Genomic DNA, 23,932 nt, shown 5'->3' with positions numbered 1-23,932 from the left:
AAGAAAAAAAGTCCTAACCGGCTGGGTTAGCAGCTCCGGACATCATAGCCAAGCCTTCACCATCCGAAACCCGCCAGCGTATGCTGCTATTAAAGCTATTAAAAAGGCGGGAATCAAAATGGATGAAGCTATCACGGAACGTACTCCCCTGGTCATCGCAGATGAGATTAATAGGATTAAACAAGAGACTGGTAAAATCATGCTTACCAATGCCATTGAGATCGGCAAGCGCCTGAAGGAGGGCAAGGCCCTGCTCCCCTATGGAAAGTGGGGAAAATGGCTGGTGGAATCAGTGAGCTATTCCCAGCGCACAGCCAACAGGCTGATGCAGCTTTTTGAGGAATATGGAGATAAACTATTCGCTGTTGGCGATAATGGCTGCAGGTCAGATTCGTCAGTACTGACGAATCTGACCTACTACCAGGCTCTTCTGCTGCTGGGGATTCCGGAAGATGAGCGGGAGAAATTTATCCTGGAGCATGATGTTAAGAATATGACCGCCGGGGAACTGGACCGGGCGCTCAAAGAACGGAAGCAAAACCCTCCGGAGAAAGAGCAGACCCAAATCACGCCCGTGTCCAATAATTCTGGGGATATCAAAATAGAATACCAAACCGTCAAAAAACCTGGCCAACCAAGAAGCAGGCCCGAAACTGCTGTCTCCCAAACCTTTACGACGAAGTATGAAGAAAGATGCACCACTTGCTGCCAAAGGATCGCCGATACCTTCCAGGAACTGCTGGTAGCTCTCGGACAGCTGGCCAGACTTGATCCAGAGGTGAAGGAGAAATGCAGTAAAGACGCGAGCGGGCTTGCTGAATATATGGTGGAAAGACTTAAAGAGTGGCCGCCTGTTCCCACGACGAATATGACGACGGTTGAAACCTATGCCACTCATGAAAGGTGGTAAATTATCATCACTAAAAAGAGTTTTAAGGAGACTCTTTTTAGAAGAAAGAAATAGAAGTAAAATTGTTTTATGCCCTAAATATCTTTATTTGGAAAATGATGAAGCAAATGCAAAGCCGAAAAGAAAGACATTTGAGCGGAAATAGGGGTGCAGGCAGAGGTCCAGGTGCGTTGTTCAGACAACGTACCTGGACCTTTTAGATCTTTCTTTACTTGCAGTTACCACCCCGGCTCCTGCCCTTTCCACGTTTTTTGAGAAATGATGATCTATTCCAGAATCGCTTCAGGGGTTATATGCCCTTGGGTTTTGCAGTTAATGGGTTACATGGCACCAGTGACAAGTGGAATAGCCAATACTTAGGAAAATAGGCTTGTTTTCACCAATTGCCTTATCGAATGCTTCCTGACCCCAGGGGTACCAATCCACTGGATTATACGCATGTTGTAGGAGATACGGGCTTTTTTCATTTATGAGTCTGTTAGGTTTTTTATCGGTCTTAATCATTCTTTTCCTCCAAAAGTGTGGTTATTCTACATGACAATAATGTTAGTATGTCAATATATTAGGTGTTTATAAAGGATTGTCCCTTTTATTCAAATAGGAAAATCCAGTTGACCCGTGCTTGGAGGAAAATGACCGCGTAAGCATAGACCAGGCTGAATACCAACAACGGTACGCAAGTTTTGAGGCAAGGTACGAAAAAGCCAAGGGTAGGTCGGAAAAAATCGAAGAACTAAGACAATCCCGCCGGATAAAGCGGGTGCAAATGGATACATTTCTTAGCATGTTGTTACGGCAGGATTCAGTTTTAACAGAGTTTGACGAGGATCTTTGGGTTGCTGTTGTAGATAAGGTAGTGTTATAAAGATGCCTCTTAATTTTGGTATAAATGTGGTGAATTGTCTATGTAAAGCTTTACATAAACGATTATAGACAGCTAGAAGCCGCGCCACATGCGGTTTCTAGAACTGGGGTTTAAATTGTGTAATAATTGAATAGGACTACCCTTGAGACTGCTATCGATTTAGAAAACAGTAGGGGGCTAAGAATCGTCAGATCGTTGAAATGCTCTCTTAAAGGATGAGATAACAAAAATCTGTTTCCTTTAATAGGGAGCATTTTTGTGTCCAAAAGAAGCAATTATTAGCCAAAGGCTAGTATAGAATTACTTGTTGAAATACAGGAAGACTTGAAGGTGTATTTGACTTAAAATAATCTGTAATAAAAGAAAACATTGGAGGACTTCTAAATGAAACAAGTCTATGCACCTGGTTGTGCCCTATTAATCTACAAGCCAGAGCTTGCAAAAAAAACACTTGAGTTTTTAAATAATGATTTAGACAATATTCCTATACACCTAACCTGTTGTAGACATGAACCCAATCTTCAAAATGGTACACAGGTAATTAATACGTGTGCTGGTTGCGACAGGCGATATAGAGAACTTTATGAAGGGATATCTACCATATCTCTTTGGGAGATATTGGCTGAAAGCAAAACCTTTCCTTTTCCTGATTATAAAGGCATGGAAATGTCCATACATGATGCCTGTCCAACACGTACAGAGGAAAGGGTACATTTGGCAATTAGAAAACTCCTTGAGAAAATGAAGATAAAAATTATCGAACCAAAAAATACTCGTACTAAAGCGGTTTGTTGCGGTGACAGTTTTTATGGAGTATTGCCAATTGAACGAGTCAAAGAGCAGATGAAAAGACGCGCCAAAGAAATGCCTTGTGACAATGTTGTGGTTTATTGCGTTTCTTGTATAAAAGCAATGCATATCGGTGGTAAAAAACCGCGCTACATCATTGATCTTTTGTTCGGAGAGACCACAGGGATCGGAATATCCGAGCCTGATGCATGGCATAATGAACTACAAAAATTCATAGATGAGCATTAAGCAAGGAGAAAATCTATGAAAAACTATAAAATAATTTCTGATTATCAGAAGTGGCAAGCAGTAGTTAGTTGCGATAGGGACTACGATGGTACTTTTTTCTATGGGGTAAAGACTACAAGAATTTTTTGTAGACCGTCATGCAAGTCCAAAACTCCCATACAGGACAATGTAGTCTTTTTTGATAACGCAGCAACTGCAATAGAAAGTGGATTCCGTCCATGCAAAAGATGCTGTCCCGATAATATAGTTTTTGAGCCTGAATTAGAAGTTATTAAAAAAGCTAAAGATATATTTAATGCAACTTATAATATGCAAGCAAATTTAGATTATGTTTCAAGACAGCTTGGCGTGAGTATAAATCATTTGATAAAACTTTTTAAACAGCATACAGAATTTACTCCTATACAGTATATTACTAAAATAAGAGTAGATAAAGCAAAAGAGCTTCTAAAACAAGGAGATATAAGCATTCTTGAGATTGCCTTGGCTACAGGTTTTAAAAGTTTATCTAACTTTTATAAATGCTTCAAGGACAAAACTGGATATACACCATGTGAATACAAAAAGAGCCGAGGTGAGTTATAATGTTTATATTTTTCTACGAATTTGACATTGGGAAAATCTGTATTGCTGAAGATAGTGGAAGGATTACAAATTTATATTTTACAAATAGAGGGATACCTCAAGATATACAAATATATGAAACCCCTATATTAAAAGAAGCAGGTCAGCAGCTCAAAATGTATCTTGAAGGGGAACTTGAAAAATTTACTGTACCATTTAAGCCTAACGGGACAACTTTTATGAAACAAGTTTGGTCAAGTCTTTGTGAAATACCATATGGCAGGACAGTAAGCTATAAGGACGTTGCTATAAATATCGGTAAACCTACTGCTGCTCGAGCTGTAGGACTTGCAAACAATCGTAATCCAATTCCAATATTTATTCCCTGCCACCGCGTTATTGGTGCAGATGGCTCGCTTGTAGGTTATCGAGGAGGAATTGATTTAAAAAAGAAATTGTTATGTCTGGAGAGTATGAAAGAGTATGCAGATATTTAAATACGAACAAAAGGAAATAGAATACTTAAAAAGCAGGGATAAAAGGCTTGGTGCAGCGATAGATAAGATTGGGATGATAAAACGTGAGATTATAGGTATAAAAAAAAGTATTCACGCTATGGTTCTGTTGCATCATTGTATTTTTGGGCGCTTTCTGTTTGAACATATTACAGATAAATGATTTTAATTTAGACTATTATTAAAACATACAGCACAAAATGCAGTAATAGCAATTGAATTTAGTGGAAAATTAATGATTGCAAGATTCAAACGAAGTTAAGGAGTGTGTGTATAATGAATAAACAAAATGATTACTCTGTAGTTTTAAATAATACATTAAAGTATGCAACGGACTTTCTTAATAAGATTGATTATGATAACGTTTGTGCTACAAAGAGTTTTGAAAAACTTCGAGAAGATTTGAAGAAACCGTTGAATGCTAAGAGTGAACCACCTGACAAAGTCATTAGTGAACTTGTTAAAGATGTTGACGGTGGACTTTTAGGCAGTGCCGGTGGCAGATTTTTTGCGTGGGTAATCGGAGGTGCTGTTCCTGCGGCACTTGCAGCGGACTGGTTGACCTCTACATGGGATCAGAATGCCGCATTATATGCATGTTCCCCTGCGGAAGCGGTGATTGAAGAAGTAGTAGGCGAATGGTTAAAAAATATTCTAGGTTTGCCACAGCAGACAAGCTTCGCTCTTACAACTGGTTGCCAAATGGCTCATTTTACTTGTCTTGCAGCAGCCCGTAACGAGTTGCTTAAAAAACATTCATGGGATGTAGAATTGAAAGGCTTATCAGGGGCGCCAGGAATTCATATCTTGACTAACAGACTGTTGCATGCCTCTGTTGAAAGGGCGGCAAGATTTTTAGCATTAGGCTGTGAATGCATTAAACCACTTGAAGTAAATGAAGCTGGGCAGCTAAAAAGCGATAGTCTGAGAACAGCACTTGAAGATTTTAAAGATGAGCCAGTAATTGTTCAATTATGTGCAGGGGATATTAACACTGGAATGTATGATAATTTTAATGAAATTATTCCATTGGCGCATTCTCATAATGCATGGGTTCATGTAGATGGCGCTTTTGGTTTATGGGCAAATGCAAGTGATAAATACAATCACCTGTTAAAAGGTGTAGAACATGCTGATTCCTGGGCAACCGACGGACATAAATGGTTGAATGTTCCGTATGACTACGGCTATGCATTTATAAAAAATAGTGAAGCACATAAAGCATCAATGTCCTTACGTGCTAGTTATCTTACGCATGCTGATGAAGCTAGAGACCAATTTGACTGGAATCCTGAATGGTCAAGGAGAGGTAGGGGTGTATCCACTTATGCAGCTATTAGGCAACTGGGTACTGAAGGAATAGCAAACCTTGTTGAGAGATGCTGTAAATATGCCCATGATTTAGTTATTGGTATAGGTAAGCTTAAAGGCGCAGAAATCATATGGGAACCTAAGATTAATCAAGGATTGATTCGTTTTGTTCATCCAGAAATAAAATATACAGAGCAGGAAAATGATGTTTTCACAGATATGGTGATTGAAAGAATTAACGCATCAGGTAAGCTCTTTGTTGGCGGAACGACTTGGAATGGAAGGCGTTGTATGAGAATATCTATTTGTGGTTGGCAAACGGATGAAGAAGATATTGAAATTTCTATTAAAGCAGTGGATGAGGTACTTCATAATGTATTATCATATAGCCGTTTATCGCATTCTATGGATTCATCCAGGCTTTAATTATTATATATCGCCGAGTTATTGATATTTTCCCGAGAACGCCGACATCAATGACGAAAACTCGGGCTACTTTGTAACTATAGGCTAATAGGCTCAGAGAGAGTCTTTGGTGTTATAACCGGGTCAAGAAATTGAAGAAGAAAATGCACCCCTTTTAAAGCAAATGCACCCCTGTTGCAAAGAGCGGGTGCATCGTTAATTTGTATCAATAATTGAGTTATTAGACAGTAGAGACGAGGGGATTTGAACGCAGGTACAACTTTCCAATAACGAATGTGTTTTCTAGCCTGCTGATTAGCCGACTCGAGGCACGTTAAAATTATAACTAAAGAATATCCCAATTTATGTGGGCACTTACAAAATTCGATTAATGAATTCAGTATAAATTTGCTGAACCGTCTTTATTTTGGTTACAGAAATAGGAGTGCCACCAGTGACAGCAAGAATATCCAATACTTAGGAAGATCGGCTTATTTTCCTTTTTGGCTACTGCGAAAGCTTCGTTATTCCAAGAATACCAGTCGATGCTTCAAATGGTGTTCCCTGAAATAAGAACCAAGGGATAAGTCATATTTATTATCCCCTGGTTCATGTTGTCTCAAACCCCACATAAATGCATAGCTTTTCAATTGTTAAGTGAATTTAGAATATATACGTATTATTTTCCGGGATTTAACAATACTGGTTCACTTTTCTCGGCAATAGTGTTACCATTCACGTACATAACGTATGCGTAATATTTCTTGTTTTCTAAACCTTTGATGTGCGCTCCCTTGGAATCGTAGTTCACATCGCTGTACGGGGCATAGGTTCCCTCATTTCCGCTATCAGAGAGACACACAACGTATCCCTTGCCGTTGGCGGAATGGATATCAAAATTCACATTTGCCTGATTGTTGCCGTTATCAATGCTTGTGATAGAAATGGCGGCAGACTTATTTTCTTTAACGCCGAAAGGCTGAGTGAAAGCGATACCGGTGCTGCTTTTTAGCTGTGCGCGTACATAAGTGTTAATCTCATTCTCATGATCGTTCAGATCAAGTGTTGTGCCGGTTGCGATTACATCGCCATCTGCGACCCACTCAATGGTATTGTAATCCTGTCCGGTAATCGTTATCGAATTATCCTTCTGATTCACAACGATATTCGAGATGCTGGGACTAGTCTGATTGAGCAAATATAAAGTATCGGGTGTACCACTGCCGGGCATGTCATTGCCATTAGGCAATTTTGCATTGATGTTGTCACGACGGGAGACACGGCTCACCGCATAAAATGCGCCGGTTTCCATAGCTGTTCTGGTTGCATCTTGAGAAAGCGAAGGCATGAGCATTACATTCCAAGAATACCCGGTGGCGTTAATGCTGTGTGTATCATCGTTTGAGAAACCCCAGACAAAGCGGCCATTGGGCATCATATCTTTCAGAATATTGTCCCAAAGGATTCTGTCGCTTCTGGACTCGTTATCGATCTTGTTGATGATTTCCATTCCAATGCAGGAAGGGTACTTAGTGAAAAGATCAACATACTTTTGAATTGTAGTAGGATTGTTTGAAGCAGCCAATCCAGCATCGCCGCCTGACGCACCGCCGGTATATCTGCCCGGATGGTTAATATGAGTGATCCCACCCAATTTTTCAACGGTTTCAATCGTGCTTGCCATGGTAGCACCAGTGCTGTTATTGAAATCTGCAAAGAAAGAATTGATATGATCAGTTTTCGACTGCTCATCAGTATTGTAAATATCAATCATACCTTTGCCGCTGCGGTCATCTCCCTTAACGATTGCAGCCTCTCTCGCGGAATCAATCGCACCTTTTGCAACAGTATCCCAACTTTTTGTGAGATAATTGTGATCTGTCATGGCAAGAATGTCATAGCCTTTTTTGTAGTGGTCTTCGACCATATCTTTTGTAAAATTACCGCCATCGGAGTTTGTTGAGTGCGCATGGAAATCAGCTTTGTATTGACCGTAATTTTTCCAGTCTACATCCTTATAAGGACTGACGATTGTGTAGCTTTTTTCATAATGTGTGGGCTGCTGTATGTTGGCCGCAAATGCTGGTAAATTGAATGTGCTTAATAGAAAAGACATTGACATAACAAGTGTTGCGATTTTTACGCGATTTGTTTTAGTTTTCATAGAAAACCTCCTGTTTTTCATTTGAACATGTTCAAATTAATAGTAACATAGCATTGTAAAGAGCAAATTATGAAAAGGTAAATTATTGATTAAATAATAAAATATTGGGAAAAACCCAGCATAAGGATACCTAAAAAGGTAGCCTTCCTGTTTTTTCGAGCTCATCAAATTGCAGTTTATTCTCGACCTGCCTTGCATTTGATTGAGCATTATAATTCAATGTCCGACAGAGATGGTGAAAAGTATCTATTCATATACAAAAATCAAGGCTCAGAATTAGATAAAATAAGAACAGATAAGGTGACGAGTGGATAATTAGAAATACTAGAAGTGTTCTAAAAAATACAGTTTAAAAAGAGATGCGTTTACTGACTCAAAACCCTGGTCCCTTTTAAATACTCTATAAAGGACTGGGAAGCCAGAGAAACTGGAATATTCTTTTTCAGAGCAATACCTATTTTGCGTTGCGGTATAGCAGGGGAGACCGGAACTTCCTTCAGTATACCAAGAGCTAGCTCCTCGGTAACAAAACTTTTGATCACCGAGGCAAACCCCAAGCCAATTTTGGCAAATTCAATTAAGATATCCATACTGCTGATCTCTATTTCTGGCGTAAAGCTGAGATGATTGGCCTTAAAATAGTCGTCGATATGGATCCGAGAGAGATTCCCGGCTTCCATCATCAGGAGTGGGTAACTTCCAAGTTTCTTAAGGGGGAGGGCACAATCCGGGATGTCATACTTACTGCCTGCCACAAAGATGTCCTGGATGGTCATCAACTCGAAATATTCCAGGTCTCCCTTGTCCATGGGAATGCTGATAATGCCAAAATCAAGCTGCCCTTGCTCTAAAAGTTTCAAGGTATCCGGTGAAGGCCGGTTGATGATTTGAATGTGTATACCGGGGTACTGATAATGAAATGCCTCTAGATGGGGTAAAAAGAAGTATCTGCAAAGCGTATTGCTTATGCCCACTTTGACAATGCCCTCGGTTCTCTTTTTTAGCTTTTCAAGCATCATCTCTCCATTGTTCAGGGTTTCAAAGGCACTTTTTACATAATCATAGAGAATCTGCCCCTCTGTCGTAAGGGTGACACCCTTAGAATTTCTGATAAAAAGTGTACACCCAGTTAAGGTTTCCAACTTTTTAATAGATTTGCTGATTGCTGGTTGGCTAATATAGAGCCTATCAGCAGCTTCAGAAATGCTCCGGCACATAGAAGTGAAATAGAAAATCTTATAGAGTTCTGCATGCAACACGATATAACCCCCAGTTATGGATATTATGAAAAACAGGCATTTTAATTATAGCAAAAAATGGAGTAGGATGGAATAAATGAAAAGGGGGATAGCATATGAACGCGATTGAAAAAATTATTGCTACCCATGCAGGTCTCGAAACAGTTAAAGCGGGACAGATCGTTGATGTGAAGCTTGATTGTGTGATGTCCAATGATGCTACAACCACCCTATCGATTGATGTATTCAAAAAAGAATTAAAGGGTGAACGGGTTTTTGATCGGGAAAAGGTGGTCTTGGTTATGGATCATTATACTCCTTGTTGTTCTGTTGATGCAGCGGAAACCCACAAAAAGATGCGGCAGTTTGGGAGGGATCAGGAGTTAAAATACATTTACGATGGTGTGGGGGTATGTCATCAGCTGATGCTCGAGCATCATGCCAAACCTGGTGATTTTATCATTGGTGCCGATTCCCATACCTGTACCTATGGTGCCATTGGAGCCCTTTCCACAGGAATGGGATCAACGGATGTGGCGGTTGGTTGGCTGGAGGGTAAGGTCTGGATTAAGGTGCCTCTCGCCATCAAGATCCGTGTCGGCGGAAAATGGCCCCAGGGTGTCTACGCCAAGGATCTCGTCCTGAAGATGATCGGTGACCTCACTGCTAAGGGTGCTACCTATAAGGCCTTGGTTTTTGAAGGGGAGGCCATTCGGGATTTGACCGTTTCCCAGCGGGTTACCCTTTGCAACATGGGCATTGAAGCAGGAGCAAAATTTGCCTATGTGCAACCTGATGAAAAGGTAAAAGCCTTCATGAAGGATTTGGGAAGAGAGTATTATCCGGTAATTGAGGACGATGAGGATGCTTCATATGAACGGGTATTAACTTATAATGTAGAAAACTTGGAACCCCAGATCGCCTACCCCAACAGCGTGGATCAAGTCAAATCCCTTTCCGACTTTGAAGGGCTCGACATAGATGAAGTGTTTCTGGGTGCCTGTACCAATGGCAGGTTAGAAGATCTTGAAACGGCGGCGGCTATTCTGAGGGGGAAAAAGATCTCCGAAAAGGTGCGGATGCTGGTCACACCTGCCAGCAACGCGGTATACATGGAGGCAATGGAACGAGGTCTGATCGGGACTTTTATGGAAAGCGGCGCCATGGTATCCACCCCTGGCTGCAGTGCCTGCTTTGGCGGTACCATTGGCCTAATTGGGCCTGGTGAGCGTCTCCTTACAACTGCTAATCGGAATTTTCAAGGCCGCGTAGGTAGCCCCGATGGAGAAATCTATCTTGCCAGCCCAGCAACTGCAGCAGCTTCTGCACTCTATGGAAAAATAACCGATCCGAGGAAGGTGATATAATATGATCAAAGCTAAAACTATCAAATTTGGAGATAATGTGGATACCGATCAGATCATTCCTGCACAATACCTGAGTCTGTCTACACTCCAGCAAATGGCTCCCCATACCTTTGAATTCTATGAAAACTTCACGAAAGATTTTAAACCGGGGGATATTATTAGCGGCAATGATAACTTTGGGTGCGGATCTTCAAGAGAGCAGGCTCCTGCCGTACTAAAGGAGAGAGGTGTCAGTGCGGTCATTGCCAAAAGTTTTGCAAGGATTTTTTATCGCAACGCTATTAATATTGGGCTGCTGTTGGTGGAATGTGAAAATGCGGATGAGATCAGACAGGGTGATGTACTGGAGATTGACACTCACAAGGGGGTCATAAGAAATATCTCATCCAACAGTTACCTCGAAGTTACTCCTTTGCCACCTTTCATGCAAGAAATATTGAATTGTGGTGGGATAGTCAAATATATTAATTCATAAGCGGTTTAAGAAATAGAAGTAAAATTGTTCTATGCCCTAAATATCTTTATTTAGAAAATAAAGAAGCAAATGCAAAGCTGAAAAGAAAGACATTTGAGCGGAAATAGGGGTACAGGAAGAGGTCCAGGTGCGTTGTTCAGACAACGTACCTGGACCTTTTAGATCTTCCTTTTTTGAGGAATGAAGATTTATTCCAGAATCGCTTCACTTGCCAGTAAACCCTCTAATACCTCCGGCTTAGGAGTCAAGTATAAGGTCCAGTTCTGATCGTAAATCACCATGCCGGGCTTGCCGGAGTTGGGTTTTTTAAGCTGTTTGACATGGGTATAATCCACGGCGACCTGAGAAGAACCCCGAGCTTGACTGAAATAAACAGCCAGGGCTGCGGCTTCTTCAAGAGTAGCATCATCGGGGAATTCTTCCCCGTCCTGCAGGGGAACCAGGACGTGTGAACCGGGAATCACTTTGGTGTGAAGCCAAAGATCGTTGGGCTTTCCTTTGCGTAAGGACAGCCAGTCGTTCTGGGCGTTGTTTTTCCCCACCAGGATAAGCCGCCCCTGGCTGGAGTGAAATACTCTGGGCTGATGAACAACCTTAGAAGACTTGGCTTTGGATTTAGAACCGGGCTTGGCCCGGCCTGGTTTCCCTTTAGAATGAACTTTTTTTAGATGTTTGCCGGCTACATAGCCTTGACCGGCCAGCTCAGCATAGAGTTCCTCCAGTTCGGAGGGGGTGGCGGCCTGTGCCAAATTGTATTTTAAGGACTCAAGATAGCGGAGTTCATCGAGAACGGCTTCCTTGAGCTCTTTGGTTTTGAGCAGAGTGGCTTTGGCTTTGTTATAGAGCTTGTAATAGCGCTGGGCGTTGTCGATGGGACTGATATGGGGATTAAGGGGAATAACCACCTCAGGGGCCGAAGGATCATAATAATCTTCCACAACAGCCTCAGAGGATCCGGGTTCGATCTGGTAGAGATTAGCGGTAAGAAGTTCTCCCCAGCGCTGATAAGCCAGGTTTATTTCAGCACTTGACTCAGCTTCGTTATATATTTTGAGCTTCTTGCTGCTGTGAGAATATTGCTCCTGAAGGATTTTGCCCAGAGAGCCTCGTCTGGATTCCAGGCTGTTGTTGTTAGCTTTGACCTGATAAAAGGTTTGAACCGCCTCGTTGAGAGTTGAAACTGATTCCAGCCTTAATTCTTGATACTGCTGAAAAGGGACGAAACTAAAGGCTGCCAATTGGGAGCGGGGGGCAGGCTGGTAATACAAGCAAGGCTGTATCTCAGGGACCGAACCGGGATCGCAGAGGCGGCGATAGGCTTGAAAAAGCCGGGAAAGATCAATATCTCCGCATTGATTTAAGAGCGTGTCCGTACTCAATCCTGCCTGAATGACGATTTCCCGTGCCAATTCAGGACTGACTCCGGCGAAGGAGGCGAGGAGCAGGCTGGTTAGAGGCCGATCTAATTCTTCCTTGTAAAGGGTTTCCCGCCATAACTCTTCGTTCTGCAGCGGAGGCAGCTTTCCTTGAGAGGGTGGGGCTAAATAGGTTCGCCCCGGCAAAACTTCCCGATACTGGCTGAGAGCGTGGGAATAGCGCTTTAAACCATCCAAAATCATGTTTTCCCGGGGATCAACAAGAATAAGGTTGCTATGCTTGCCCATGATTTCCAGGTGCAGATGTAAGGTTACCAAGTCTCCCCGGTCATTGTAGTTTTGAAATTCAAAGGTGACAACCCGTTCCAGTTCTTTTTGGTATAATCCTGTGAGTTTACCGCCTTCCAGGTGTTTGCGTAAGATCATACAAAACATGGGCGGGGATGAGGGGTTTTTTTTGTTTTCCTGAGTAAGGTGGAAGCGGGGAGCGGTGGCGCTACAGTTAAGCAGGAGGCGCTTTGAGCTTTGCTGGCGTAATTGGAAATGAATCTCTTCTTTTTCCGGCTGAAAAATTCTATCAATACGTGCCCCTATAAGCAGAGGAGCAAGCTCTTTAACAAGATAGGCCAGGGTCACACCGTCTAATGCCATGGATAACATCCTTTCAGATTGGAATCGCTTTTTAGTATAACACACTTGTTGGGCAGAGGCATTTTTCTCAAGGTTTTGGAATAAGCATGTACTACAAAAGGGTCCAAGCTATTAAGGGTATAAAGCAAAAGGAGGAAAGGGGCATGCGGCAACAGGCGTGGCATGTGCTGCCTTGGCTTGACGTGGCCAAGGCGTTGGACGTACATCCGGGGAAAGGACTAAGTGTCAAAGAGGTTCGGCGTCGACTGCAGGAGGTTGGCAGGAATGTCCTGGCGGTAAAGAAGGGGACAAATCCGGTCTTTTTGTTCCTCGGACAATTTAAAGACTTTATGGTATTAGTTCTGCTGGCAGCTACAGTGGTCTCCGGACTATTGGGAGAAATAGCAGATGCCATAACCATTTTAGCAATCTTAATTATTAATGCGGTTTTGGGTTTTGTTCAGGAGTTTCGAGCAGAACGTTCCATGGAATCCTTGCGTTCCCTGACGGCTCCGGAAGCACGAGTGCTGCGGGAAGGGGTGGAACAGAAGATACCTGCTGCGGACTTGGTGCCGGGAGATATTGTGCTTTTAGATACGGGAGACCGCATTCCGGCAGATGTTCGCTGGATTCAAGCTGTGAACATTCAAGTAGAAGAGTCTGCTTTAACAGGAGAATCTCACCCTGTCAGCAAAAGCATTGCCCCTCTTCATGACGAGTTTACGCCTATGGCTGACCGGCAGAATATGGGTTACATGGGAACCTCCATTGTCAATGGGCGGGGCGCCGGGGTCGTAGTGGCGACAGGAATGGATACAGAGATGGGCGTTATTGCAGGAATGATTCAAAGTGTGGAAGATGAAGAAACCCCTTTGCAGAAGCGTTTGGCGGAATTGGGCAAATGGCTGGTTTTAATTAGTCTCCTTGTTTGCGTAGCAGTGGTTGTCACGGGAATTCTTAGAGGTGAGGATTTCTATAAGATGTTTTTCACAGGGGTATCCTTAGCGGTAGCAGCTATTCCGGAGGGTCTGCCCGCTATTGTCACAGTGGCTTTAGCCATTGGAGTCCAGCGTATGGTTAAGCGTCAAGCCATTATTCGCAAATTACCGGCTGTAGAAACTTTGGGGTGTGCAACGGTTATTTGTTCCGATAAAACAGGGACTTTAACTCAAAATGAAATGACCGTGCGGCAGATTTATTCCGATGGCAGAAGGATTTCCGTTTCCGGAGAAGGGTATGATCCTAAGGGAGAATTCAGGGGCGCCGATCCGGAAAAAGAACGGGATCCTCTCAATTCCGCCTTAAAAATTGGGGCACTGTGCAATAACTCTGCCTTAACGAAGAAAGGAGTGCAGGTTGCGGGGCTTTTTCGCTCCAAGGGAAAGGAATCACCTTGGGGTATTGAAGGAGATCCGACAGAAGGGGCTATTTTGGTAGCCGCTGCTAAGGCGGGAATATGGCGGGAGGTTTTGGAGCGGAAACAAAAGAGAATTGGGGAGCTGCCTTTCGATTCTGATCGCAAGCGGATGAGTGTTGTTTACGAAACAAAGCAAGGACGTAAAGCCTATGTCAAGGGAGCCCCGGATACGGTGCTGCGACTTTGCCAGCGGGAACTGACAGGGCAGGGAGTTGGCGAGCTGTCTTCAGAACGTAAGAAAAACATTATGCGTGCCAATGATGAAATGGCCAGACATGCTCTGCGAGTTCTGGCGGTGGCTGAAAAACCCCTGGCCGACTCCGAACCTCTGGATGAAAAGGTGGAACAAGGTTTAACCTTTGTTGGGCTGCTGGGGATGATTGACCCGCCCCGGGCCAGTGCTGTCAAAGCAATTCGGGTCTGCCGCCAGGCTGGAATTAAGCCGGTTATGATCACGGGGGATCATCGCTTAACGGCAGAGGCTGTAGCCCATGAATTAGGGATCATCCGGGGACAAGGCGGCGGAGTGATTACGGGAGCGGAATTGGAAAAAACATCGGATCAGGATTTAAGTGAGCGCATCATGGATCTGTCAGTTTTTGCCCGGGTGACTCCAAAAGATAAGCTTAGAATTGTGCGAGCCTTTAAAAAGCAGGGGCAAGTGGTTGCCATGACCGGAGACGGTGTTAATGATGCTCCTGCGGTTAAAGAAGCAGACATTGGTGTGGCAATGGGCAAGACCGGGACAGATGTCACTAAAGAAGCTTCATCTATGGTTTTGGGAGATGATAATTTCGCTACTATTGTGGCAGCTGTGGAGGAAGGCCGGGGGATTTACGACAACATCCGGAAATTTATCCGCTACTTGCTGTCCTGTAATCTAGGAGAAGTTTTAACCATGTTTTTGGCGGCTTTGGTAGGCTTACCCCTGCCCCTGCTTCCCATTCAAATATTATGGGTGAATTTAGTAACGGATGGATTGCCGGCCATGGCTTTAGGGGTGGATGGGTCAGAACCGGGAATCATGAATCGTCCGCCCAGGAAACCGGGTGAAAGTATCTTTGCCCGGGGGTTAGCGTCAAAAATTGCTATCAGGGGGACCTTTATTGGCTTGGGTACACTTTTCGTCTTCGTTGCAGCTTTGTTTATGGGAGTTAATATGTTAGGGGCTCGAACCATGGCCTTTTCTACCCTGGTATTTTCCCAATTATTCCATGTCTTTGACTGTAGGTCTGAAGAACGAGGCATCTTTGAAGTAGGGCTTTTTACCAATCTCTATCTTGTCGGTGCCGTTTGTGTTTCCACCATCATGCAGCTTTCTGTGATTTATATACCACCCTTGCAGACAATTTTTAAAACCACATCCCTGGCAGGCTGGCAGTGGATTCTCATTCTCTGTGTGGCAGGGGGACCTTCCGTTTTGATAGGATTTGCCCGGCTTGTAAAGAACAGTTGGCAGGGAAAAACGGTTATTGCCAAAGGATAAGTAATTTTGAGGTTAACCAGTCTGCCCGTTGACCCAATTTAACTGGCGTAGTATTCTTTTATCCAGAAGAGTAAGTTTGATATTCAAAACTGGCTTTGAACAATAAATCTCGAATATCGAACATTGATTTGGGGGAGAATCCATGGAATTTATTAAAATGCATGGTTTGGGAAATGATTTTATTTTCTTAGATCAAATGTCGGATTCTGGTGAAGAGGGGAACGCCAACTATTCGGAACTGGCGGAAAAGCTTTGCCACCGCCGCTTTGGCATAGGCGGGGATGGGCTGGTGGTGATACTTCCTTCAAAAGTTGCCGACGCCAGGATGCGGATCTTTAATTCTGATGGCTCGGAACCTGAAATGTGCGGCAATGGTATACGCTGTTTTGCCAGGTATTTATATGATCAAGGGATTGTTGTTTCTGACTCTATGCTGGTGGAAACCGGGGCAGGGATTTTAAAACCTAAGCTGTTTATCAAAGATGGGCAAGTTCAAGGTGTTCAAGTTGACATGGGTGAGCCTGTTTTGAAAGCTGAGCTTATTCCTGTGTTGGGAGAAGGAGAACCGGTTATTGGCCGGTCCATTGAAGCATTAGGTGAAACATACTTATATACGGCGGTCTCCATGGGGAATCCTCACTGTATCATTTTTGTCGAGGATTATGCCACTCTTGATTTTGACAGGGTTGGCCCCGCCATTGAAAAGCATTCACTATTTCCCCGTAAAACCAATGTGGAGTTTATTCAGATTAATTCTCCCCAGGAGATAACCATGAAAGTATGGGAACGGGGAGCTGGCCCTACACTGGCCTGTGGTACAGGTGCCTGTGCTTCAGTAGTTGCCTCAGTCCTTAATCATAAGACGGAGCGGAAGGTTACCGTTCATTTGCCGGGGGGGGACCTATTCATCGAGTGGGGAGCAGATAATCATGTCTACATGACAGGCCCGGCAGCTTATGCCTTTAAAGGGGAATGGCTGGGACTATAAGAGTGTGCATAAAAAGACCGGTCGGATGATAATTCCGGCCGGTTTTTTTATGCTATTTTATTGCTACTATCTTGCACGGATATGGCGAAGCTGCCCGACCTAGAACACGGCCCCTTTTCACATCATCTGCCGGTGCCGCGGCATGGGGGTCAAAACTTGGGCAGCCGCTTATCAAGTTTTCTGATATCCGACGGAAAGATACCGGCAAAAAGCATAGACATACTGCTTTTTATGTCCTTTAAATTTCTGGACAGTGAATCAAATGCCCTAAGGCTCTTGGGAGAGGTGGTATTTAAGAACTGTAATTCGTAGAAAAGTTTGGATTTATTAATGATGCCAATCAGCTCATGATTCTTAAGAACTGGTATATAGTTTATACCGTTGCGGGTGAATACCGCCGCAGCAGTTATGATGTCAAAATGATGATAATCAAAGAAGAAACAGTGAATCGGCCGCATGAGTTCTCTGACGGCAATTCCTGATTTTTGACATTTATTAATATAATGCCAACTGACGCATTCAGACTTAAAGTATGTGCTTTCTTGTAATTGCTTTAGCTGAGAGGATTTGAGCAAACATTTCAGGGTCAGAAGTCCAACAGGCTTTTGGTGATTATCCACAACAATTAAGACTTGAGGACCTTGCCAGGCAGACTCTTGATGAAAGGATTCTCTCATTAACTTTAAGGCTTCACGCACTGAGTCGTATTGGTTGATGGTCAGAAAATGATCTATAGGTATCATGATGTTGTGACATAAGTAGGTTGGAGTCATCGAACATCCCTCCGTATTTTATAAAACATCGCCAATATACCAGAATAAATCCATGGTTCGGACGACACCGACAATTTGTTGGTTTTTCGCAACCAGAATGGAGTTTAGATTATGCTTTAAAAGAAAAGCAATGGCTTCATCTAACTCGACAGAAATATCAATTAATCTGCTTTTCAAGGGATGTAGGATGTCTTTAACCTGAAGCGGGCTTCTCTTTACGGGCTCCTCAGCGAAGAGCTCTGCCAGTCTATGACGGAGACTTGGGAATTTTAGTTCCCGAACAGCATCTAAGGCAAATCGCAGGGTAAGCATTCCGGTAATCTCGCCCTCAGAGTTGGTGGTTAGTACAGCTTCAAAATTATGCCAGCGGTTATCCCTTTGCTTAAATTCTTCCGTCAATAACTCTATGGCCTTTTCAAGGGACTCTTCTTCTGAAACAATGGGGTATTCATCTAGAGGAACCATGATTTGGCCAAGAGTGATTTTCATAAAGATGAGCCTCTTTCTAAGTCGCTTGAATTTTCCATTTATAAGATATTAAGCAAAAACCATGCCATCTGTAAAGGGCTTTATAATCAAGAAAGGAAATTTAAATGGGCAAAATTTACTCGTAGAATGTGAAAAAAAATTCTCATCAAAGGATGAATTCTATGTATAATAGAGATAGGCAGGCTGATAATCGGAGGAGATTATTATGAGGATAAGGATTGTCCATGATGGATTCATTGATCACTTGCTAAAAATCATTGCTCTTCTGTTGTTGATACCCATAGGGCTGGCGGGATATCTCTATTATCTGGTACATTCCACTGAACTGGGCCTGATTGATAATCAGCGTAAGGCTATGGAAACGGCTATGACCTATCTGGATGAAAATTTAAACGGAACCTTTAATAAAATGATTGAGGATATTGGGGCTGGGAATATGACCCAAAGGGATCAAGCTAAGGCTCTCAACAAATCCTTACAACCTATTATAGTTGAAGCAAAGAGAGAATACCCAAATTTGGATTTAGGATATTACTGGAAAGATTATGACGTCATTTTAGATGGAGATAATGTTCATTTACGAGAAAACTTTTCCAAGCGAAGAAAGAATAATTTTGAGGATGCCCTTGAGACTAAGAATATGGTCTTTCAGGTTTTTGGCGGTATAACCGAAAATGGACAACTGGAAGCCTATCGGCCCATTATTAGGGACGGTATAACAATTGGTGCTGTCTGGGCTAGTTCGGATTTTAAACCCATATCTCAAAAGATTGATAATATGAAACAAATTGTTTATGGAATTATTACTTTAGGGATTTTGTTTGCTCTTGGCGGGACAATCAGTCTGGTTCGAAAATTTGCCGGGAGTGTTAATGAAGTTAAGCGGAATCTGACCACAATATCCAATGATCCTACCTATATTATCCCGAGGGCGCCGGGAGAACTTGGGGAGATTACGGATGCCATCAACCAAATGTACAATAAGCTAATTGATGTTCAAAACTATAACCAAGAAATCTTAACCAGCATTGATGACGGAATAATTACGGTTAATAAAGAACAAAAGCTTGTGAGCATCAATCACGCTGCCTGTCATATGCTCAATCTTAGTAAGGATTATTTAGGATTAACTATGCAGGATATTTTTCCGGAGGATAGTCCCTTTATCGATTGCGTCAAGAATACTCTTCTTCAAAATAAGCCTGTAAAAGATATACAGGTTTTCTACCAGGATTCGCCGGGCAGTCACCTCCATTTGCTGATCAGCACATCTCTAATGGTAAATGTACGTCAGGACCTTGTGGGGGCGCTCTTACACTTCCGCGATATCACAGAAATGGTTCGCTTGAGGGAAGATATCAATCGGCAGGAGAGATTTGCATCATTAGGAAAGATTATTGCCGGAGTTGCTCATGAAATTAGAAGTCCTTTAACCTCAATTACCGGGTATATGCAGTTCTGGAACCAGGGACATGTCCCATCGCAAAAATCATTAAACATCGTGAACAGGGAAATGACCCGCTTGGCGACGATCACAGATGAATTATTACAATTTGCCCGCCCTTCCCGGGCTACGATGCAGCCCTGTGCCATTAACAGCCTGGTAAGAAGAGTGGTTCAGTTTTTAGGCGATGCCCATGGGGATAAGATAGAATTTGCTGCGAAGTATGAAGATGAACTTCCGGATGTGATCATGGATGAGCATCAGATTGAGAAAGTTCTCTCAAACATTATGTATAATGCTTTTCAATCAACCCAAGGAAAGGGTAAATTAGAGACAACAACCTTTTATGACGAAGAAAAAAATATGGTTGGAGTGTCCATTAAAGATAACGGCTGTGGTATTTCAGAAGAAAATTTAGGAAAGGTTTTTGAACCATTTTTCACGACCAAATCAAAAGGTACCGGTTTAGGTTTGGCGATTGCCCGGGAAATTATCGAAGCTCATAAGGGTTTCTATGAAGTTGAAAGCACTGTTAATGTAGGTACAATCATGACAATCTATTTACCAATAGCTGAGAGGGGTGACAAGAATGGCTAGAGTTCTGGTAATTGACGATGAAGAGGGCGTCTGTGAACTGCTGCGTGATGTTCTGGAAAGTGCGGGGTATGAAGTTTATGTGACCTATACGGCGGCAGAGGGAATGGAGGCTTTAGATAATTTTAATCCTGATACTATTCTCTTAGATATTAAGCTTCCTGATGATGATGGCATCAAAGTTATGGAACGAATTAAAGATATTGGAGTTAGTGTACCTGTCATTTTGATGACTGCCTTTGGTACCACTGAAATAGCTATACAAGCTATGAAGGAAGGGGCTCATGACTACCTTAATAAACCCCTCAACCTGGACGAACTCATTTTGTCCGTTCAGAAAGCCGTAAGGATGAAGAATCTTGTCTCTGAGGTTGCTACCCTTCGTGAAAAGTTAGAAGATGATCTGAATCAATCGGATAACTTTATTGGGGAATCCAGAATCATGCAGGAGATTTCTAAAACCATTGGCAGAATATCGGATAGTGATATAACCGTCTTAATTCAAGGTGAGAGCGGAACAGGCAAAGAAGTGGTTGCCCAATCCATTCATAAAAACAGTAAACGAAGTCATTGTCCCTATATAAAAATTAATTGTGCCACCATTCCGGAAAATCTGATGGAAAGCGAATTGTTTGGGCATGAAAAAGGAGCCTTCACAGGAGCCATTACTCAGAAACTGGGTAAATTTGAACTTGCTCACAGTGGGACAATTTTTCTTGATGAGATCGGAGAATTAACCCACCAGGCTCAAACCAAACTTCTCCGTGTGCTGCAGGAGCGGGAGTTTGAACGAGTTGGAGGAATTAATAGTATTAAGGTGGATATCCGCATTCTGGCAGCTACTAATAAAGAGTTACAAAAGTTAGTTGAGGAAGGAAAATTCAGAGAGGATCTATTTTATCGACTGAACGTTGTTAATATCAAGCTTCCCCCTCTCAAGGAGAGAAAAGAAGATATTACCCCTTTAGCCAATTACTTTATTAATCGATTTGCTTTAAAGCATGCCAAAAGAATTACCAGTATATCTAAAGAAGCATTAAAGCTCATGCTTAATTACTCATGGCCAGGTAATGTAAGAGAATTAAAAAATACCTGTGAGCAAGCGGTTGTCATGGCCAGAGGGGCCGTTATTTTGCCGGATGATCTTGGTATTTTTGATGGAAATCCTCAACCCTTTCAAAACTCAGACTCAGAACTTAATCTAACCCTAAGACTAAAGCGGCCCCTTAAAGATATCCTGGCTGAGGTGGAAAAACAGGTGATTGTCAAAACATTAAGAGACCACAACTGGAATAGACAAGATTCAGCCAATACCTTGGGCTTAAATCGACGATCCCTTTATGCAAAGATGAAAGAATATGATCTTTTGTAGCAAATGAGCAAATTATGCTCATTGAATGGGAAGAAAAGTTCCCAAAACCGGCAACTTGAAGAGTTGCCGGTTTTGTTTTTGCCCTTAAATCGGGGATGATAGGTTATCTATAAACATGGCATTGATTTTGCTTATATTCTTTATACATAAAGCAAATAGTTAAGCGGGAATTACTCACACTCGGAGGTGGTGTTTTATCAAAACAGGGATAGATGTCATTCATTAAGAGGAAACGCACGGCATAATCAACAAAAACCTTTTTGTTTATATCTTGATTTACGTTCCATCATAGGTTTTTACTATTTCAACGATTTTACCAGAAAATACGTTTGGGGAGGAATAAACCATGACAGAGATCAGCAAAAAAAAGTTAGGGAAATTTAGTGTTAAATTAAGTTTTGCAGTGTTAATTTTATCAGTTCTTTTTTTCTGGGGTGGCCTGAATTTTCTTAGGTCAGAAGTGTTTACTCATTATTACAATCCCAATAAACATGTTATCGTTAGTCAAAATCAAGACACTAAAGAAATATATTCCTGGCAAGATGCCCAAGGCAATGTTTATACCCCTGAAGATGCACAAGTCAATAATTTCACCTGGGGTTCAACGGGATTATTGTTATTAACCATGCTCTTAGGCATAGGGGTACAAAGATTTGGCATTAAAGTTTATACGAAAACTCTGATTCCCAAATATGAAGCACTGTACCTGCAATATAAGGGGGGAGAATGATGGACATTTTCTTCCCTATTGCCAGAATGCCAATTTCGATATTTGCTATTCTAGGCATGGGTGGTTTGGTTGGATTGCTGTCCGGACTTTTCGGAGTGGGAGGAGGATTCTTATTAACCCCCCTTTTGATGTGGATGGGGATACCGCCTGCTGTAGCAGTAGCTTCCGATACGAACCAAATTGTGGCGGCTTCTGTTTCCGGAACCATTGCCCATAGCCGCAATAAGAATGTTGACTTTAAACTTGGCTTCATTATTCTCGTCGGGAGTTTAGTGGGCGGCAGTTTTGGGACAGCTCTTGTTAAAGTTCTGCGCTCCCTTGGCAACTTCGACTTTGTGCTAAAATCCACTTATGTAGTGATGCTGCTATGTGTAGGCTCCTTTATGTTTATCGAGAGTATCAATTCTCTAAGGAAAAAAACAAAAGAAATTGATGAAACACCTAAAGAAAATAAAGCAATGCAGTTTATGAATAAGCTGCCTATTAAAATGCATTTTGAGGTATCCGGTATTCATTGTTCTGTTATCTCTCTATTCTTGCTGGGTTTACTAATAGGTATTCTTGCTGCGCTTATGGGCGTTGGCGGTGGATTTATTATGCTGCCGGTCATGATTTATTTATTGGGAATGCCAACAATTAAGGCAGTTGGCACGAGTGTTTTTGTGATTATTTTTACAGCTATCAACGTGACAATGGCCCAAAGTTCTTTAAATCATACTGTTGATGTTGTCTTGGCAATTGTCTTATTAATTGGTTCCTCTATTGGAGCTCAATTCGGGGCAAGGCTTGGCAAAAGGCTTCCTGCAGAACAGTTAAGGGTTATTTTTTCCGTGATTGTTTTAGCCGTTATGCTTAAAATGTTGGTAGATTTAGTTCTTCCTCCAGCTTCATTAATTTCCCTAGGGGGTGGCCATTAATGAGAAGGCTGGCAGTAATCTTGCTAAGCATGCTTTTCTTATTGACCTTTGCCGGTCAGGGAATGGCAGCAGAGAATCAGCTTACAGTTTCACCGGATAAGGTTAATGTCGGACTGAATTTTAAAGGCGCTGCCTTGGATATTTCCGGCAGCGTACCGGACAATGCTCAAGTTTATATCAAAGTCAGCTCTCCTAACGATGCCATTTTAGATTTAAATAAAAAGGGAAAAGTAAGTTTATTTTGGATGAATGTCGAAAGCACCTCGGTAACTAAAGTTCCTAAACTGTACCGGATCCTTTCTTCCCAGTCTCTTTCGGACCTTCCACAAGATTTGCAGGCGGAATTGGGTATAGATAAAGACTATTCGGCAGTTTATCAAATGGCGGAAGTCAGAAAGCATAGTGATGCAGGTTCTCTTACATTAGAAAAATCTGAAGCACAAGAATTTGTGAATTCCATGGTTGGTTTATTCAGCGAAAGCGGACTGTATGGAATTAACGAGAGCGGAGTCCAAATTAATAATGGTAAGTTTAATACCAGTTTTGAGCTTCCTGCAAATATTCCTCAGGAAAAATGTAATATAACGGTTTATTTTATTAAAGACGGGCAGGTAATCGGAACAAGTGACCAGACCTTTGATGTCGAGACCATCGGTATCGTCAAATGGTTAAACGACATGGCAATATATGATGGCCCCTTTTATGGCTATATGTCGGTTTTAATCGCTTTGCTGGTGGGTTCAGCCATTGCTTTCCTGTTCATATTCCTGGATAATCGGAAAAAACCACATCTTAATACTAAAACATGTTAATATTTGCACAACTAACATTGACATTTAAGGATAAGTTGCTTTAATTATTTAT

At 42.3% G+C, this 23,932-nt stretch carries 21 protein-coding genes and 2 pseudogenes; 16 read left to right on the top strand and 7 right to left on the bottom strand.

Annotation, left to right across the window (positions count from 1 at the left end; genetic code table 11):
* Window positions 1–118: 118 nt before the first annotated feature.
* Window positions 119–910, top strand: a complete 792-nt coding sequence (locus DESOR_RS22935) for a DUF3102 domain-containing protein (RefSeq protein ID WP_014186982.1) — start codon at window positions 119–121, stop codon at window positions 908–910.
* A gap of 321 nt (window positions 911–1,231) precedes the next feature.
* Here DESOR_RS22935 and DESOR_RS22930 read toward each other — a convergent pair.
* Window positions 1,232–1,414: pseudogene (locus DESOR_RS22930) on the bottom strand (DUF255 domain-containing protein); the annotation flags it as partial.
* Between the two features lie 118 nt (window positions 1,415–1,532).
* Here DESOR_RS22930 and DESOR_RS22925 point away from each other — a divergent pair.
* The 6 genes from DESOR_RS22925 (at window position 1,533) to DESOR_RS22900 (ending at window position 5,629) form a co-directional block, all read left to right on the top strand.
* A complete protein-coding gene (locus tag DESOR_RS22925; protein ID WP_042331566.1) occupies window positions 1,533–1,775 on the top strand; it encodes a hypothetical protein in 243 nt (80 codons plus the stop codon).
* A gap of 384 nt (window positions 1,776–2,159) precedes the next feature.
* A complete protein-coding gene (locus DESOR_RS22920; protein ID WP_014186980.1) occupies window positions 2,160–2,813 on the top strand; it encodes a (Fe-S)-binding protein in 654 nt (217 codons plus the stop codon).
* Window positions 2,814–2,828: 15 nt separating this feature from the next.
* Window positions 2,829–3,398, top strand: a complete 570-nt coding sequence (locus tag DESOR_RS22915) for a bifunctional transcriptional activator/DNA repair enzyme AdaA (protein WP_014186979.1) — start codon at window positions 2,829–2,831, stop codon at window positions 3,396–3,398.
* Entirely contained in the window at window positions 3,398–3,874 is a 477-nt protein-coding gene (locus DESOR_RS22910) for a methylated-DNA--[protein]-cysteine S-methyltransferase (protein ID WP_014186978.1), read from the top strand. The genes DESOR_RS22915 and DESOR_RS22910 overlap by 1 nt, the downstream gene beginning before the upstream one ends.
* Complete coding sequence (locus tag DESOR_RS31080; RefSeq protein WP_014186977.1) at window positions 3,861–4,055, top strand: hypothetical protein; 195 nt, start codon at window positions 3,861–3,863, stop codon at window positions 4,053–4,055. Before DESOR_RS22910 ends, DESOR_RS31080 begins: the two co-directional genes overlap by 14 nt.
* Window positions 4,056–4,168: 113 nt before the next feature.
* Window positions 4,169–5,629 (top strand): pyridoxal phosphate-dependent decarboxylase family protein, encoded by a 1,461-nt coding sequence (locus tag DESOR_RS22900; protein ID WP_014186976.1) that lies wholly within the window; start codon window positions 4,169–4,171, stop codon window positions 5,627–5,629.
* Window positions 5,630–6,053: 424 nt separating this feature from the next.
* Here DESOR_RS22900 and DESOR_RS28435 read toward each other — a convergent pair.
* The 3 genes and pseudogenes from DESOR_RS28435 to DESOR_RS22890 form a co-directional block, all read right to left on the bottom strand.
* Window positions 6,054–6,155: pseudogene (locus DESOR_RS28435) on the bottom strand (DUF255 domain-containing protein); the annotation flags it as partial.
* A 132-nt stretch (window positions 6,156–6,287) separates the two neighbouring features.
* Window positions 6,288–7,772 (bottom strand): CehA/McbA family metallohydrolase domain-containing protein, encoded by a 1,485-nt coding sequence (locus DESOR_RS22895; RefSeq protein ID WP_014186975.1) that lies wholly within the window; start codon window positions 7,770–7,772, stop codon window positions 6,288–6,290.
* A gap of 365 nt (window positions 7,773–8,137) precedes the next feature.
* Window positions 8,138–9,031 (bottom strand): LysR family transcriptional regulator, encoded by an 894-nt coding sequence (locus tag DESOR_RS22890; protein WP_014186974.1) that lies wholly within the window; start codon window positions 9,029–9,031, stop codon window positions 8,138–8,140.
* 95 nt (window positions 9,032–9,126) lie between these two features.
* Here DESOR_RS22890 and DESOR_RS22885 point away from each other — a divergent pair, with 95 nt between their 5' ends.
* Both DESOR_RS22885 and DESOR_RS22880 read left to right on the top strand, forming a co-directional pair.
* Window positions 9,127–10,377, top strand: coding sequence for a 3-isopropylmalate dehydratase large subunit (locus DESOR_RS22885; RefSeq protein WP_014186973.1), 1,251 nt, complete (start codon window positions 9,127–9,129; stop codon window positions 10,375–10,377).
* 1 nt (window position 10,378) lies between these two features.
* Window positions 10,379–10,852, top strand: a complete 474-nt coding sequence (locus DESOR_RS22880; RefSeq protein ID WP_014186972.1) for a 3-isopropylmalate dehydratase small subunit — start codon at window positions 10,379–10,381, stop codon at window positions 10,850–10,852.
* Between the two features lie 188 nt (window positions 10,853–11,040).
* Here DESOR_RS22880 and DESOR_RS22875 read toward each other — a convergent pair whose 3' ends face one another.
* The gene (locus DESOR_RS22875) at window positions 11,041–12,879 is read right to left on the bottom strand and encodes an Rqc2 family fibronectin-binding protein (protein ID WP_014186971.1); all 1,839 of its coding nucleotides are present in this window, start codon (window positions 12,877–12,879) and stop codon (window positions 11,041–11,043) included.
* Window positions 12,880–13,022: 143 nt separating this feature from the next.
* On the opposite strand from DESOR_RS22875, the gene DESOR_RS22870 reads away from it, so the two are divergent.
* Window positions 13,023–15,761: a calcium-transporting P-type ATPase, PMR1-type gene (locus DESOR_RS22870; protein ID WP_014186970.1), complete on the top strand. Its 2,739-nt coding sequence runs from the start codon at window positions 13,023–13,025 to the stop codon at window positions 15,759–15,761.
* 142 nt (window positions 15,762–15,903) lie between these two features.
* Window positions 15,904–16,749 carry a diaminopimelate epimerase gene (dapF, locus tag DESOR_RS22865; RefSeq protein WP_014186969.1) on the top strand — a complete coding sequence of 282 codons (846 nt, stop codon included), beginning with the start codon at window positions 15,904–15,906 and terminating at the stop codon, window positions 16,747–16,749.
* Window positions 16,750–16,898: 149 nt separating this feature from the next.
* Here the strand turns inward: dapF and DESOR_RS22860 are convergent, their stop codons facing one another.
* Window positions 16,899–17,492 (bottom strand): CBS domain-containing protein, encoded by a 594-nt coding sequence (locus tag DESOR_RS22860; RefSeq protein ID WP_242832393.1) that lies wholly within the window; start codon window positions 17,490–17,492, stop codon window positions 16,899–16,901.
* A 48-nt stretch (window positions 17,493–17,540) separates the two neighbouring features.
* The gene (locus DESOR_RS22855) at window positions 17,541–18,011 is read right to left on the bottom strand and encodes a CBS domain-containing protein (protein ID WP_014186967.1); all 471 of its coding nucleotides are present in this window, start codon (window positions 18,009–18,011) and stop codon (window positions 17,541–17,543) included.
* 205 nt (window positions 18,012–18,216) lie between these two features.
* Between DESOR_RS22855 and atoS the strand changes: the two genes are divergently transcribed.
* The 5 genes from atoS to DESOR_RS22830 all read left to right on the top strand — a co-directional run bounded on the left by atoS (window position 18,217) and on the right by DESOR_RS22830 (window position 23,880).
* Window positions 18,217–20,052: a two-component system sensor histidine kinase AtoS gene (gene atoS / locus DESOR_RS22850; RefSeq protein WP_014186966.1), complete on the top strand. Its 1,836-nt coding sequence runs from the start codon at window positions 18,217–18,219 to the stop codon at window positions 20,050–20,052.
* Entirely contained in the window at window positions 20,045–21,421 is a 1,377-nt protein-coding gene (locus DESOR_RS22845) for a sigma-54-dependent transcriptional regulator (protein WP_014186965.1), read from the top strand. Before atoS ends, DESOR_RS22845 begins: the two co-directional genes overlap by 8 nt.
* 346 nt (window positions 21,422–21,767) lie before the next feature.
* Window positions 21,768–22,151, top strand: a complete 384-nt coding sequence (locus tag DESOR_RS22840; protein WP_014186964.1) for a hypothetical protein — start codon at window positions 21,768–21,770, stop codon at window positions 22,149–22,151.
* Entirely contained in the window at window positions 22,151–23,068 is a 918-nt protein-coding gene (locus tag DESOR_RS22835) for a sulfite exporter TauE/SafE family protein (protein ID WP_014186963.1), read from the top strand. Before DESOR_RS22840 ends, DESOR_RS22835 begins: the two co-directional genes overlap by 1 nt.
* Window positions 23,068–23,880, top strand: coding sequence for a TIGR02186 family protein (locus DESOR_RS22830; RefSeq protein WP_014186962.1), 813 nt, complete (start codon window positions 23,068–23,070; stop codon window positions 23,878–23,880). The genes DESOR_RS22835 and DESOR_RS22830 overlap by 1 nt, the downstream gene beginning before the upstream one ends.
* The last annotated feature ends 52 nt before the right edge of the window (window positions 23,881–23,932 follow it).

This window comes from Desulfosporosinus orientis DSM 765 (genome assembly GCF_000235605.1).
GTDB lineage: Bacteria > Bacillota > Desulfitobacteriia > Desulfitobacteriales > Desulfitobacteriaceae > Desulfosporosinus > Desulfosporosinus orientis.
The sequence above is the reverse complement of the archived record's forward strand: the minus strand, read 5'-3'. Positions and strand labels throughout refer to the sequence as shown.